This is a genomic window from Brevundimonas goettingensis (genome assembly GCF_017487405.1).
GTDB lineage: Bacteria > Pseudomonadota > Alphaproteobacteria > Caulobacterales > Caulobacteraceae > Brevundimonas > Brevundimonas goettingensis.
In genome coordinates this window covers 3,810,481-3,824,634 of sequence record NZ_CP062222.1, presented here as the reverse complement: position 1 = coordinate 3,824,634, position 14,154 = coordinate 3,810,481, and the positions used below count along the sequence as shown (strand labels likewise).

Sequence of the window (14,154 nt, the reverse complement as noted above, 5' to 3'; positions counted from 1 at the left end):
GTCAGCGGTCCTGGGATTGGGTATCGCGGGCGGCGTTAAGACGGGCGGGGGGCGGCGTATCGCCCGAAATCCCTGCGGAAGGGGCCGGCGCGGTCGCCAGCCTTGTAAGCGCCGATTTCACGTCGTCAAGCAAACGCGGCCACTCGCGGGCCGCCGTGCCCATGCGGGCGATCAGCACATAGTCGCTGCCCGGCACGCCATGATCGGAAACGAGGGCGCGAGCGGCCTCGCGCAGACGGCGCTTGGCCCGGTTGCGAACGACGGCGCCGCCGACCTTGCGGGTGGCGGTGAAGCCGACGCGCACGACGGGATCGCCGTCGGCCCGGTCAAGGCGCTGGACGACCACGGCGCCACGGGCCTGAGAAACACCTTTCGCGGCCGCCAGGAACTGGGGCCGCGAGGTCAGGCGTTCGATTTTCAGAACATCCGTCATGGTTCCTCCCCCAAGATAAGGAATTGGGGGGAAGAATACAGGCCGCTTAAGCAGTCAGCTTCTTGCGGCCCTTGGCGCGACGGCGCGCAACGATCTTCTGCCCGTTCTTGGTGGCCATCCGCGAACGGAAGCCGTGACGGCGCTTGCGCACGAGTCGCGACGGCTGATAGGTCCGCTTCACGGTCGGCTCCTCGGGTTGAATGTGGTCGCTACGGACAGATAAGCGTCCGCTGCAGGAGGGCGGGCGTATAAGGGGCCTGTCGGCGCGAGTCAACGCCGAACGCGCCCAAAAGCCCTTGTCGCACGCGGTCGCGTGTCGGAGTTCGAATGAATCGTCTGCGGCGCTTTGCGCCCCTCATCATCCTGGCCGGTGTGGCGGCCCTGATCTTCGGCATGGGCTGGAACCGCTATCTGTCGCTGGAGACCCTGCGCGTGCACGGCGCGGAGCTGCGCGCCTTCACCGCCGACCACTGGATCCTGAGCCTTCTGACCCTGATGGCGATCTTCACCATCGCCACCGCCAGCGTGGTGCCCGGCGTCTTCTTCGTGACCATCACGGCCGGCTATCTGTTCGGACCGTGGGTCGGCGGGGTCTCGACCTCGGTCGCCGCCACCCTGGGCGCGCTGATCGTCTACGGCGTGGCGCGCTCGGCGCTGGGCCGGTCGATGCGCGAACGGGCCGAACAGAACGCCGGCCTGATGCAGAAGGTCTGCGTCGCCATCGACAAGGAGACATTCTGGTACGTCCTGGCCTCACGCCTCGCCGTCGTGGTGCCCTTCCACATGATCAATATCGCCGCGGGCGTGATGGGGGTGCGGCTTCTGCCCTATGTGATCGCGACGGTGATCGGCCTCCTGCCCGCCCACATCATCTATTGCTGGATCGGCGCCCGGCTGAACGCCCTTTTGGCCAACGACCCCAACCCTGACTTCCAGGCCCTGTTCGGCCAGTTCTGGGCCCCGATGCTGGGCGTCTTCATCCTGGCGGTCGTCCTGCCCTTCGCCCTGAAGGGGGTACAGACCCGATTTACGCCGAAGACCGCGACGCCCAGGGTCCCGGAATGAGCATAGGCAGCGGCGCCATCCTTGCAGGACCCGGGACATGAGTCTGGGGGACGATCTGGCCGGAAAGGTGCGCGAGCGCCTCAGGATTCCTGCCGACTGGCGAGAACGGCTGACGCCGCATGCGCCGGACGGCCTGTCGTCGCGCCTGCTGCTGCTGACCGTCGCCTTCACCCTGGCGGTCGAGGCCCTGATCATCGCCCCAAGCGCCGCCTCCTTCCACGAGCGCTGGCTGTCGGACCGGCTGCAGGCCGCCGAACTGGCCTCGGTCGGGGTCGAGGCCCTGCCCTACAACGCCGTGGACGACAACACCGCCGAGAGCATGCTGCGCATCGGCGGCGTCTCGGCTGTGGCCATTTCCGATCAGGGGGTGATGCGTCAGCTCCTCCAGGCGCCCCAGCTGACCCGGGCGCCCGACTTCATCGACCTGCGCCGCCGGGGTCTGGCCGCGCGGCTGTGGGACCCGGTCGTCACCCTGAACGGGAAGCCCGACCGCTCCATCCGGGTGCGGGCCAAGCCGCGCTATCGCTCGGGCGACTTCATCGACGTGGTCGCGCCGGCCGAGCCGCTGAAGCTGGAGCTGCGCGCCTTCCTGCTGAACAGCCTGCTGGTCTCGATGCTGATCTCCATCGTCGCCGGCGCCCTGCTCTATGCGGGTCTGGCCTTCCTGGTGCTGCAGCCGCTGCGCCGGGTGACGCGGTCGATCGAAGGCTTCGCCGCCGACGTGGAGACCATCGCCCCCACCCCCTCGGACCGTCACGACGAGATCGGCCGGGTCGAGCGCGAGCTGGCGCGGATGCAGGATGAAGTCCGTCAGTCGCTGCGCGCGCGCTCGCGCCTCGTGGCGCTCGGCGAGGCGGTGGCCAAGATCAATCACGACCTGCGCAACATGTTGACCTCGGCCCAGATGGCGTCCGAGCGTCTGGCCTCCTCCGCCGACCCCCAGGTGGCCAAGGCCATGCCGCGTCTGGAGCGAGCCCTGGGCCGCGCCGCCGCCCTGACCCGCAATGTCCTCGACTATGGCAAGTCCGAGGAGCCGGCGCCGGTCCTGATCCGCATCCCGCTGGCCACGGCCGCCGCGGGCGCCGCCGAGGACGCCGGACTGGACCCGGCGGGGGTGCGCCTGACCAAGGCCATCCCGGCCCGCTTCGCCGTCGTCGCCGACAGCGACCAGTTGCACCGCATCCTGGTCAATCTGATGCGCAACGCCCGTCAGGCCATCGAGGCCGACTCCACCCGGGGCCCGCGCAAGGGCAAGGGTGTCATCCGCATCGCCGCCGAGGCGGATGGCGATGTGGCTGTGATCCTGATCGCCGACGACGGTCCAGGCATTCCGCCGCGCCTCTCGGAACGCCTGTTCGAACCCTTTGTCAGCGGCAAGGCGTCCGAAGGCACGGGCCTGGGTCTGACCATCTCGCGCGAACTGGCGGCCAACCATGGCGGCGAGCTGCGGCTTGTCGACACAGGGCCGAAAGGCACCACCTTCGAGATCCGGTTGCCCCTTCCGCTCTAGGGTGACCGTCGTTTGGGCGGCCCCGGCAAACTCCGCGGTCACGCATGCGAAGTCTCCGGATTGTCGCCCAAGCGTGACAGTTTTCGGGCGCTCGACGTAGCGTCGCTATTCGCGCTTGAAACTCTTTCTTCCCCGTCCCTCTCGCCTATAAGTCGACACATGACCCTATATCCGATCATTATGTGCGGCGGCGCCGGAACGCGTCTGTGGCCTGCGTCACGGCCCTCGCGCCCCAAGCAATTCATCGCATTGGCCGGAAACCGATCGCTGTTTCAGGACACGGTGAACCGGGTTTCCGACCTGGCGGGCGACGACGGTAAGGTTGTGGTCATCGCAGGCCTGTCCCATCGCGAGGCGATCGAGACCCAGTTGGCGGAGATAGACGTCAGCGGGCAGATCCTGCTCGAACCCGAGGCCCGGGATTCGGCCGCGGCCATGGCGGCGGCGGCCCTCTGGGTGCAGAAGCGCGACCCGCAAGGGATCATCGTTTTCGTCGCCTCGGATCACTATATTCCCGACGACGCCGCCTTCCGCAGTGCGGTGACGGAGGCCGCTTCGGCCGCGGCGCAGGGGCGGATCGTGACCCTGGGCGTCAAGCCGACCGAGCCGTCCTCGGCCTATGGCTATATCAAGCCGGAAGCCCCGGGACTGTCGGCCGTCGCCTCCTTCCACGAAAAGCCCGAACCCGAGACGGCGCGCGCCTTCATCGAGGCCGGCTATCTGTGGAACAGCGGTAATTTCATCGTTTCCGCCACCACCCTGATCGAGGAACTGGCCGCCCACGCTCCAGCGGTTCTCGCGGCGGCCTCCTCGGCCTTCGCCGTCGAGAACGCGGCCGATCCGGTGCTGGCGCTCGGCGAGGGCTTCCGCAATGCGCCGAAAATCTCCATCGACTATGCCGTCATGGAGCCCACCCAGAGAGCTTCGGTTCTGGAAGTCGATTTCGCCTGGTCCGATCTCGGCGCCTGGGACTCCATCGCCGCCAGTGGTGAGGGTGGAGTCGGCGTCCACATCCTCGAGGACGCCGAACGGATTCTGGCCCGGGCGCCCGACGGCAAGCTCGTGGCGGCCCTGGGGGTCCGCGATCTGGCCATCATCGTCGAGGACGACGCCGTCCTGGTCTGCGATCTGGCGCGGTCGCAGGAGGTCAAGCGGCTGGTCGAGCGGATGAAGGTCATCTCGCCGCGCCATCTGGACTTCCAGAAGCCCGGACCGGAGAGCCTCGAGACGGGCGCCCGGCGGTTCGCCGACTGGCTTCGGCTGCGCGCCCTGCCGATCTGGGCGACCCTGGGTCTGGGCGCCGACGGCGGCTTCAGCGAAACCCTGAGCCTGGACGGACAGGCGCCCGGCGGCAACCGCCGCGCCCGGGTCCAGACCCGTCAGATCTTCGTCTATGCCCAGGCCGGCGCCATGGGCTGGAAGGGGCCGTGGAAGCCTATCATAGCCTCAGCCCTGGAGCGCCTGCGCGCCGCCTATCTGCGCCCCGACGGCAAGACTCGCGCCCTGATCGGCGCCGACTGGAGCGTGGTCGACGACACGGCGATGCTCTACGATCAGGCCTTCGTCCTGTTTGCCCTGGCCGCCGCGAAACAGGCCGGGATCGACGACCCCGAACTTGAAGCCGATGCGGTCAGGCTGCGCGAACAGCTGTTGTCCGAGGCGATGCCCAACGGCGCCATGCGCGAAGTCGATGACCACCCGTTCCAGTCGAACGCCCATATGCATCTGTTCGAGGCCAGCCTCGCCTGGGAGGCTCTGAGCGACGATCCCGCCTGGAGCGCCATGGCCGACCGGATCGCCGGCCTGGCCATGGACGTCTTCATCGACCGCGAAGGCGGTTTCCTGCGCGAATTCTTCAACGAGGACTGGGCGCCCGCCGACGGCGAGGACGGCCGACTGTTCGAACCTGGCCACCAGTTCGAATGGGCCTGGTTGCTGGCGCGTTACGGTCTGCTGCGCGGCGACGCCCGCGCTACGGCCGCCGCCCGCGCCCTCTACGACAACGGCCGCAAGGGTATCGGCCAGCGCCCCCCGGTCGCTCTGGACGCCATGAACGAAGACATGACGATCCGCAGCCACCGCGCCCGGTTGTGGCCCCAGACAGAGTGGCTGAAGTCCTCCCTGATCCTCGCCGAAAACAGCGACGACGGCCCCCGCGCGGCCTATCTGGAAGACGCCGCAACGGCCCTGCGCGCCCTGTGGCTGTACCTGACCGAAAACGGGGTGTGGCGCGATAAGCGCTTCCCCGACGGGAAATTCCTGGATGAACCGGCTCCGGCCAGTTCCTTCTACCACATCATCGCCGCCTTCGATCAGCTGAGCCGGACCTATGCGGCGCTCGACCTGGGCTCCGGACACAGGCTGACGCTGGGCTGACGCGCTCCAGTCCGACGCGAATGGCGGCGCGGCCTCAGTGCGTGCGCGCCTGGCCTTCGCGTCGGTCGTCGGCCCCGCCGTCCCAGCCCCAGGTCCCGTCGGCGGCGCGCCGCCACAGGGCGCCGTGCAGGCCCGAGTTCTCCGACGCGTTCGGCTGGATGTGGATGCCCGCCGCATCCATGCCCTCGCGCAGGGCCGGGCTGAACCGTTCGGTGTCCGCGCCGAAGCCGTCACCCTTGGCCACCAGATTGGGCAGGTTGAAGGCCGCCTGGACCGGCAGGCCCCAGACCAGGGTCCCGATCAGCCCCTTGGCGTTATAGGCCAGGATGGACGAGCCGCCGGGCGACCCCATGGCCCCGACCAGATTGCCCTGCTGATCCATGATGATCAGGGGCGACATCGACGACCGCGGCCGCTTGCCCGCCGCGACGGCGTTTGCCGCCTGACCGCCGTCCGCACGGGTGGGGGTGAACGAGAAGTCGGTCAGCTGGTTGTTGAGGAAGAAGCCGTCGACCATCCGGCCAGAGCCGAAGATGCTCTCGACCGTTGTGGTCATGCTGACCGCATTCCCCTGGGCGTCGATGATGACCATATGGCTGGTGCCGCCCGGCTCGCGCGTGACGTCACCGCCGCGGAAGACCCCGCCCGGAGGCGTGCCTGCGGTGGCGGCTCCGGTGAGACCTGAAGCCAGTTCGGCGCGGCCCGCGACATAGTCCTCGTCCAGCAGCCCCTCGACCGGCACCCCGACGAAGGCCGGGTCGCCGACGTAGCGGTCGCGGTCGGCGTACATCAACCGCTGCAGCTGGGCGAAGGCGACCCAGGACGCCGCATTGTCCGGCCCCCAAGCAAGGTCCGGCGCATATTCCGACATCTCCAGCAACTGAAGCACGGCAACCCCGCTGGACGGCGGCGGCGGCACGCAGATGACATAGACCCGGAACGGCCGGCACAAGGCACCGCGCTCGATGGGCGTGTAGCCTGCGAGGTCAGCGGTCGTCAGCGAACCGGGACGCGGCGCCTCGTGGGTGGCGGCGACGATGGCCTCGGCGATAGGCCCCTCATAGAGGGCGCGGGCGCCGTCACGCGCCAGGGTGGCGACGGTCTCGGCATAGGCGGGGTTCCTGATGACGTCGCCGGCGACGTAGCGGGTTCCGTCCGGCTTGGTAAAATAGGCGTCGGCCCAGCGGGTGTGACCCTGACCGTAGTTGGCAGGCAGGGCGATCATGCTCGCCAGACGCGGGCTGACCACGAAGCCGTCGCGGGCCAGACGTTCGGCGTCTCCGAACAGCGCGCTCCACGCCAGTTTGCCGTGGGCCTTCTGGGCCAGGCCGAGCATGGCCACGGCGCCGGGCACGCCGGTGGAGCGGCCGCTGAGCACCGCCTGCTGGAACGGCAAAGGCTTGCCGTCCTCATAGAACAGCTCGGGCGTCGCGGCGGCCGGCGCCGTCTCGCGCCCGTCATAGGCGGTGACCTCCTTCGTCGCGGCGTCATAGACCATCATGAAGGCGCCGCCGCCGAGACCCGACGACTGCGGCTCGACCAGGCCCAGCACCGCCTGGACCGCGACCGCTGCATCGACGGCTGATCCGCCGCGCTTCAACACGTCGAGCCCCGCCTGCACCGCCAGCGGATTGGCGGCGGCGACAAAGGGACCGCGCGCGGGCGGGACGGCGGGTGCGGAGACAGGAGGTGCATCCACCGACGCCGCCCCGGAAAAGCCCGTCGCGCCCAGTCCCTGACAGGCCGCGAGAGCCAGAGAGGCGACAGCGACCAGGAATCCGGAAGGTGACAGGCGCATCAGGCGTCGCTTTCAGCTGGGAGGGAGGCTTTCATGACCTAGTCCCAAGGGTCTGCTCCGCCAAGTCCATCGACCGCCGGGAACGTCGAAAGCCGCGTCCATCGACCGCCGTCGCGCCGGAAGCGAAAATCGTCTTCGCGGGACTGGCTAGCCACTCAAAACGCCTTTAATCAGCGGACCATGCCCCTGCCCAGCACGCTCCTGCGAACCCTGTCGACCCTGACGCTGATCGCCGTCCTCAGCGGCTGCTCCACGTTGCCACGCGATGGCCCCACGGGCAGCGCGGTGGAACGCGGCGCGAGCAACGCGACGACCCAGGGCAGCTATGTCATCGTCGATCTGGACTACGCAGTCAGCGAACGGATCAAGGCTCAGCCCCGTCAATTCCTGGGCAGTCTGGCGGGCGGGGAGTCCGATGCGCCGGGCGGCCAGATTGGTCCTGGCGACGTGCTGGCGGTCTCGATCTTCGATCCCGGCGGCAGCTTGTTCGGCGCGGGCGGCTCGACCTCGACGGGCGTCCGTTCCGGCAGCCAGACCCTGCCCGCAGTTCCTGTCGATTCCAGCGGATCTGTGACCATTCCATTCGCAGGACGGGTACGGGTCGCCGGCCTGTCCACGACCGAAGCGGGAACGGCCATTCGTCAGGCCCTGGTTGGCAAGGTAGGAAACCCCCAGGTCATCGTGGCCATGGAGCAGAACAGCTACAACACCGTCACTGTCCTGGGAGAGGTCCGCCAACCCGGCCGCGCGCCCCTTTCCTCCAACGCCAACCGGATCGTCGATGTGATCGCCGATCGCGGCGGGGTTCCGCGCCCTGCCGAAGACGTCACCGTAACCATCCGGCGCAACGGCCAGGTGTTCAGTGCGCCCCTGTCCGTGGTGACTTCCGATTTCGACGAAAACATCCGGCTGGCGCGCGGTGACCAGATCAATCTGGTCTATACGCCGCGCCACTTCAGCACCTTCGGCGCCCTCGGCGCCGTCACTCAGGTGGACATGCTTGCCGGCCCCCTGAGTCTCGCAGGCGCGATCAGCAAGGTCGGCGGACTGGACACCAACAGCGCCAATGCCCGATCCGTCCTCGTGTTTCGTTTCGAGCGGCCTGAGGTGGCCCAAGCCCTGGGTCTGACCCAACCGGCCACCCTACGCGGCGTCCCGGTGGTCTATCGCCTGAATCTTGAAGAGGCCGAAGGACTGTTCATCGCCAATAATTTCGAGATCCAGGCCGACGACATCTTCTACGTACCGCGCTCCGGGTCGGCGGAGCTGAGCAAATTCTTCACCCTGGTCCAGACGTTCACGCGCGTCATCTATGACGTCTCGGTCACCAGCACGCTGTCCACTAACTAAGCCGATGGCGATTGGTCCGCTTGGCTTCGCCAGACGTCTGCTGGCGAGCCGGCCCGGGCGTGTCGATCACTCCCCGGTTCTGATCGAGGATCCGTGGTCCATTCAGGGAGAGCCGACTGCACCGCAACCGGTGCACACACTGCTGAACCAGATCGAGGCTGCGGCCCTGTCCGTGTACGAAAAACATGGTCTGCCGACACGAGTTGGCCAATACGCACGCTCGGCCCGGGGGCGCACGTGGAAATTCGTCGCCGAGACCCTGAACGCAGAGGAGCGATGGGCCCTGTTCCTGGCCAATGATTCCGGAAAGGGCTGGCGCTTCGCCAGCCTTGAGGATCTCGGCCTGATGGAGCCGAACGAGTCCGCCGAAACCCGCAGAGCCTCCGAACTTCTGGCCGCGTGCCAGACACTCCGGTCGAGCTTGACGGGTCAGGGAACAACGTCGCGGGCCGACGACATCGAGACAGCCCTCCGATTGGGGTCAGAATGGCGGCTCATTGAACTCACGCTCTCCCGCAAGCGGGACGGGCCGCTGCTGCTTGGAAAGCCCCGGCGAGCGGGGAAGCGAGCGCCGCCCACCGACTGATCGCGGCGCCCATCCGCAAACACACCGGAAATCATTCCGGCGCGCTTGCCCCGCAACCATGGCCCGGTAATGTCCCCGGCCCTTCGGAATCGAGACTGTCCCGTATGTCGAAAATCACCGCCTGCGTGGACGGACGCGACCTCTCCCTGGCCGAGGGCTCAGGCATCGCCACCTACGGCCGCAATCTGCTGACGACGCTGTCCAGCCTGGGGATCGAAACCCAGGTTCTGTATGGACCGCAATCGCCGGTGTCGCGGGAAAGCCTGATCAACGAGATCGCCCTGGTCGGGCCCGCCTCGAACGGCGGCCACCCCACTGCCCTGAAGCGGCGCGTGCGGATCGCCCGCGCGCGGTTCGGCCTGCCGGCGTGGCCGGTGCGGCGCGAGCATGTCATCTGGCCCAGGGACGGGGCGGTTCCGCCGCAGGCGGGCATGTTCTGGGCCAGCCAGGACCTCTATCGCACGGGCTATCGCTCATTCGTGAAGACCGGTCAGCTGACCGAGGTGAAGTTCAAACCTTCTGCCGACATTCCTCGCCCCGACGTCTGCCACTGGACCTCAACAATGCCGTTCCACGGCAAGGGCGCGGTGAATATCTACACGCTGCATGACCTGATCCCCCTGCTGCTCCCGCACCTGTCGCTCAGCGACAAGACCCAGTATCTCAGGACATGCCGCGCCATCGCGGCCAAGGCGGACCACATTGTCGTGGGTTCGGAATCCGCCAAGACGGACATCATGGCGATACTGGGCGTTGAGCCCGAGCGAATAACCAACACCTACCATGCCATCGAGCTGCCACGCGGCCATATGGACCGTCCGGACGCCGAGGTGGCGCGCGAACTGGAAGGCGCGTTCGGCCTGGAGTGGAAGGGTTATTTCCTGCACTACGGCACGATTGAGCCGCGCAAGAATCTCGGCCGCACCATCGAGGCCTATCTGGCTTCCGGCGTCGATACGCCCCTGGTCATCGCGGGCGGCGACGGGTGGCTGTTCCAGCCCGAGGTCGCCCTGCTGAATCAGGTCCAGGAAGGCGACGGCTCGGCGAGCAAGCGGATCCTGAAGCTCAAATATCTGCCCGCCGGGGTGCTTGCCAGCCTGGTCCGCGGAGCCAAGGCCCTGCTCTTTCCGTCGTTGTACGAAGGTTTCGGCCTGCCGGTGCTGGAAGCGATGACCATGGGCACCGCCGTTTTGACCTCGACGGCGGGCTCCCTGCCCGAGGTGGCGGGCGACGCCGCGGTCCTGGTGGATCCCTACGATGTCGACGCCCTGCGCGCCGGCATCGTCGCCCTGGACCAGGACGACGACCTGCGCACCGCCCTGGTCGAACGCGGGAAGCTACAGGCGGCAGCCTTCTCTCCGGCCGCCTATCAGGCGCGGGTCAAAGGACTATATGAAAAGCTCGGCCTGGTCTGACGCCCGGCCTAGGCAAGCGGGGCGCGTTCGAGACGGTAGCCGCCCTCAACCGCATTGAAGAGGTCAACGTCGCGACGATCAAAAGTCGCCAGCGTCTTGCCCGCAGGACCGATCAGTTCGAAGCCGCCCACGACCGGCCGCCAGCCGACGGCGGCTGCAAGGGGCTGAATGGCGCAGGCTTCGATATGGACGCCATAGCTGGTCGTGTCCTCTGACCGGGCGAATCCGCTCAGCGCGATCAGGCAGGTCGCCCCGCCGTCGCCTGAGGTCGCCCGCCACAGGCCGGTCGCATCCTCGATCGCGATCACGCCCCGATCGCCCGTTTCGTGGATGGACATCGGCGCCTCCCTGGCTTCACAGCCGCCCGTCAGGCCTGAGCCCGCCAACATCGCCAGCGCGGCGGTCCGCAAAATCCAAGACATTCGCCTGTCCGAAATTCTAACCGCCGACACGGCCTGCGGTGTCTATCCGGAATGACACAAAGAGCCTAGGATTGGAAATTATCAGGAGCCGACTTCGCGTGTTCAAAAGCCTGGTTTCCGACCAGCCCGGCGCCAGGCCTTTGATGGAGGCCTTCAAGGCCTGCAGGGTGCATTTCACCAACGCACTGATCTTCAGCGCGCTGGTCAATCTGCTCTACCTGGTTCCAACCCTCTACATGATGCAGGTGTATGACCGCGTCGTGCCGACAGGCGGCATGCTGACGCTCGCCCTGCTGACGGTGGTGGCGGTGTTCGCCCTGGGCGCCCTCGCCGCGCTCGACTGGCTGCGCACGCGGCTGCTGATCCGGGCCGGCCTTCGCCTTGACAAGCTGCTGGCGGCCAAGGTCATGGCGCGCATCGTCGATCTGCCGGGCGGCAAAGCCTCCAGCCAGACCATGCGCGAGTTCGACAATGTGCGGAGCGCGGTTTCCGGTCAGGGAATTCTGGCGCTGTTCGACGCCCCCTGGACACCGCTTTATCTGGCCTGCTGCTTCCTGCTGCACCCGGCCATCGGCGCCCTGACGCTTGCAGGCGGGATTATCCTGTTCGCCCTGGCGGTTCTCAATGAACGCGACAGCCGCCCCCGACTGAAGCGGGCGATCCAGTCGACCAACACCGCCTATGCCGCCCAGGAAGCCATCGCCGGCCAGACCGAGGTCGTCCGCGCACTGGGCATGCGCGAGGCCAGCATCAATCGCCAGATCGAGGAACGTAAGACCTCGGTGGAGCAATACGCCGACGCCCAGTTGAACGGCGGCAAATACTCCGGGGCCATCAAATTCCTGAGGCTGGCGCTGCAATCCCTGTCGCTGGGGCTCGCCGCCTTCCTCGCGGTCAAGGGACAGATTTCGCCTGGTTCGATCATCGCCGCCTCGGTGCTGCTCAGCCGCGCCGTGGCGCCGGTGGAGCTTCTGGTCGGCGCCTGGCCCAACCTGACCCAGGCCCGCACCAGCTGGAAGGCGCTTGTCGATCTTTTCGTCGCCACGGCTGAGGTCGAGCGGCCCCGCACCGCCCTGCCCGCCCCCGCGGGCAAGCTTCGGGTGGAGGCCGTTACGGTGCGCCTGCCCGGCACGGAAACGCCGCAGCTGCGTCAGGTGTCTCTGGTTTTGTCTCCAGGTCAGACCCTGGGCGTGATCGGCCCCAGCGGTTCCGGCAAGACGACCTTCGCCCGGGTCATCGCGGGAGCCCTCACACCGACCGCAGGCATCGTCCGGCTGGACGGCGCCGACTACGGCGCGCGGGAGTCCGACGATCTGGCCCGACACATCGGCTATCTGCCCCAGAATTCCAGCCTCTTCGCCGGCTCGATCAAGGACAATATCTCCCGCTTCGCCGCCGCGACCGGCGCGCCGGTCGCGGAAGTGGACTCGCGCGCCGTCGAGGCCGCCATGTCCGCCGGCGCGCATGAAATGATCCTGCGGCTGCCCAAGGGATATGACACGATGCTTGGCCCCTTCGGCGCCGGCGTCTCGGCCGGACAGGCCCAACGCATCGCCCTGGCCCGCGCCCTGTTCGGAAACCCGGCGCTGCTGGTCCTCGACGAGCCCAATTCCAGCCTGGACCAGGAGGGCGAGATCGCCCTGATGAACGCCATTCTCGCGGCCGCCGCACGCGGCGCCGCCGTCGTCATCGTCGCCCACCGGGCCGGGGTGCTGGCGCGGGTCGACCGGCTGATGACGTTGCGCGACGGCGCGGTGCAGATGGAAGGCCCCCGCGAAGACGTGTTGGCCAAAATCCGCGGCGAGCTGGCCGTCCCGGCCGGAAACCGCCCCCAATGACCGCCGTCTCACCCCATCCCGCAAACCCCTCGCCCGCCTCTCAACCGGTGACGGATTCTCCGCGCCTCGAGCTGATGATCGGCGGCGCGGTCATCGCCCTGTTCTTCATCATCTTCCTGGGCTGGGCGGCGTTCGCCCCGCTCGATGCCGGAGCCTTCGCCCAAGGCCAGGTCTCGATCTCCGGCAATCGTCAGGCCGTCCAGCATCGAGAGGGGGGCATCGTCAGCGCCCTGCATGTCGCCGAAGGCGACCGCGTCCAACAGGGACAGGTCCTGATCGAACTGTCGACCGGGGAACTGGCGGCGACAGAGCGCGGCGTCGCCGGTCAGGTCGTCTCCCTGCTGGCCCAGCGCGCCCGAATGGTCGCCGAACGCGACAGGCTGCCCGCCGTCGCCACACCGCCTGAATTCGCGACCCTGATCCCCGAGGACCGGCCGCTGGCGAATGAGGCGATGCGCCTGCAACGGCTGCAGTTCGCCGCCCGACGCAGCGGACGATCGACCGAAACCGGGGTTCTGGGCCAACGCATCGGCCAGTTGGACCAGCAACGGGCCGGGCTGGAGCGCCAGATCGCCTCCAATGTCGAACAGCGCCGGCTGATCGAGGAGGAGCTGGACGGCATCCGTGAGCTCGCGGCCAAGGGCTTCGCGCCACAGAACCGGGTTCGGGCCCTGGAACGGACCGCCGCGGCCCTCGACGGCGAGCTTGGCTCGCTGCGCGCCCAAGTGGCCAGCACGGGCGAGGCGGTCGGCCAGACCCGGCTGGAGATGCTCGGCGTATCGACCAAGATGAACGAGGACGTGGCGGATCAGCTGCGTCAGGCGGAGGTGGCCCTGAACGAGCTTCGTCCCAAACTGGTCGAGCTGCGCAGCCAGATGGCCCTGTCCCGCATTCGCGCGCCCGCCACGGGCCAGGTCGTCGGGCTGACGGTCTTCACCGTCGGCGGCGTCATCGCTCCGGGACAGGTTCTGATGGATGTCGTTCCGGACAACGCCTCCCAGGTCATTGTCGCCTCAATCAAACCCACCGATGTCGACAACCTCAGGCTTGGACAATCGACCGAGGTCAAGTTTCCTGGCCTGCGCGATCGCTCAACCCCCATCCTGCACGGGACCGTCGAGCGGATTTCCCCCGACAGCTTCACCGACGAGAAGACCGGGCAGAGCCACTATCGCGCCGAGGTGGTCATCTCGCCGGCTGAGCTTCGCAAACTGGGCGCCTCGGCTCGACACATCCGGCCCGGCATGCCGGTCGAGGTGGTGGTCCTGCTGAGAAAGCGCACCGCCCTGCAGTATCTGGTCGAACCCTTGGTCCGCAGCCTGTGGCGGACCGGATCGGAAGAATGACGCCGTAAATTGCAG

The 14,154-nt window shown here is 67.7% G+C and carries 12 protein-coding genes; 8 read left to right on the top strand and 4 right to left on the bottom strand.

The window, feature by feature from the left end; all coding sequences use genetic code 11:
* Position 1: 1 nt before the first annotated feature.
* Positions 2-433, bottom strand: coding sequence for a ribonuclease P protein component (gene rnpA / locus IFJ75_RS18765; RefSeq protein WP_207870289.1), 432 nt, complete (start codon positions 431-433; stop codon positions 2-4).
* A gap of 46 nt (positions 434-479) precedes the next feature.
* Positions 480-614 carry a 50S ribosomal protein L34 gene (rpmH, locus tag IFJ75_RS18760; protein ID WP_013268133.1) on the bottom strand — a complete coding sequence of 45 codons (135 nt, stop codon included), beginning with the start codon at positions 612-614 and terminating at the stop codon, positions 480-482.
* Between the two features lie 146 nt (positions 615-760).
* On the opposite strand from rpmH, the gene IFJ75_RS18755 reads away from it, so the two are divergent.
* From IFJ75_RS18755 to IFJ75_RS18745, 3 genes are all read left to right on the top strand, one after another.
* Entirely contained in the window at positions 761-1,498 is a 738-nt protein-coding gene (locus IFJ75_RS18755) for a TVP38/TMEM64 family protein (RefSeq protein WP_207870287.1), read from the top strand.
* Positions 1,499-1,535: 37 nt separating this feature from the next.
* Positions 1,536-3,008 (top strand): sensor histidine kinase, encoded by a 1,473-nt coding sequence (locus IFJ75_RS18750; protein WP_207870285.1) that lies wholly within the window; start codon positions 1,536-1,538, stop codon positions 3,006-3,008.
* 159 nt (positions 3,009-3,167) lie between these two features.
* Positions 3,168-5,384 carry an AGE family epimerase/isomerase gene (locus IFJ75_RS18745; RefSeq protein ID WP_207870284.1) on the top strand — a complete coding sequence of 739 codons (2,217 nt, stop codon included), beginning with the start codon at positions 3,168-3,170 and terminating at the stop codon, positions 5,382-5,384.
* A gap of 34 nt (positions 5,385-5,418) precedes the next feature.
* On the opposite strand, the gene IFJ75_RS18740 is transcribed toward IFJ75_RS18745, so the two are convergent.
* On the bottom strand, positions 5,419-7,182 hold the full coding sequence (locus IFJ75_RS18740) for a gamma-glutamyltransferase family protein (protein WP_207870282.1): 1,764 nt from the start codon (positions 7,180-7,182) through the stop codon (positions 5,419-5,421).
* A gap of 180 nt (positions 7,183-7,362) precedes the next feature.
* On the opposite strand from IFJ75_RS18740, the gene IFJ75_RS18735 reads away from it, so the two are divergent.
* The 3 genes from IFJ75_RS18735 to IFJ75_RS18725 all read left to right on the top strand — a co-directional run bounded on the left by IFJ75_RS18735 (position 7,363) and on the right by IFJ75_RS18725 (position 10,533).
* The gene (locus IFJ75_RS18735) at positions 7,363-8,532 is read left to right on the top strand and encodes a polysaccharide biosynthesis/export family protein (protein WP_207870280.1); all 1,170 of its coding nucleotides are present in this window, start codon (positions 7,363-7,365) and stop codon (positions 8,530-8,532) included.
* A 4-nt stretch (positions 8,533-8,536) separates the two neighbouring features.
* On the top strand, positions 8,537-9,118 hold the full coding sequence (locus IFJ75_RS18730) for a hypothetical protein (RefSeq protein WP_207870278.1): 582 nt from the start codon (positions 8,537-8,539) through the stop codon (positions 9,116-9,118).
* Positions 9,119-9,222: 104 nt separating this feature from the next.
* Positions 9,223-10,533 carry a glycosyltransferase family 4 protein gene (locus IFJ75_RS18725; protein ID WP_207870276.1) on the top strand — a complete coding sequence of 437 codons (1,311 nt, stop codon included), beginning with the start codon at positions 9,223-9,225 and terminating at the stop codon, positions 10,531-10,533.
* Positions 10,534-10,541: 8 nt separating this feature from the next.
* Here IFJ75_RS18725 and IFJ75_RS18720 read toward each other — a convergent pair whose 3' ends face one another.
* Positions 10,542-10,871, bottom strand: coding sequence for a hypothetical protein (locus tag IFJ75_RS18720; RefSeq protein WP_207870275.1), 330 nt, complete (start codon positions 10,869-10,871; stop codon positions 10,542-10,544).
* Positions 10,872-11,053: 182 nt separating this feature from the next.
* Here IFJ75_RS18720 and IFJ75_RS18715 point away from each other — a divergent pair, with 182 nt between their 5' ends.
* Together IFJ75_RS18715 and IFJ75_RS18710 are read left to right on the top strand one after the other, a co-directional pair.
* Entirely contained in the window at positions 11,054-12,793 is a 1,740-nt protein-coding gene (locus tag IFJ75_RS18715; protein WP_207870273.1) for a type I secretion system permease/ATPase, read from the top strand.
* Complete coding sequence (locus tag IFJ75_RS18710) at positions 12,790-14,139, top strand: HlyD family type I secretion periplasmic adaptor subunit (RefSeq protein WP_207870272.1); 1,350 nt, start codon at positions 12,790-12,792, stop codon at positions 14,137-14,139. The genes IFJ75_RS18715 and IFJ75_RS18710 overlap by 4 nt, the downstream gene beginning before the upstream one ends.
* The last annotated feature ends 15 nt before the right edge of the window (positions 14,140-14,154 follow it).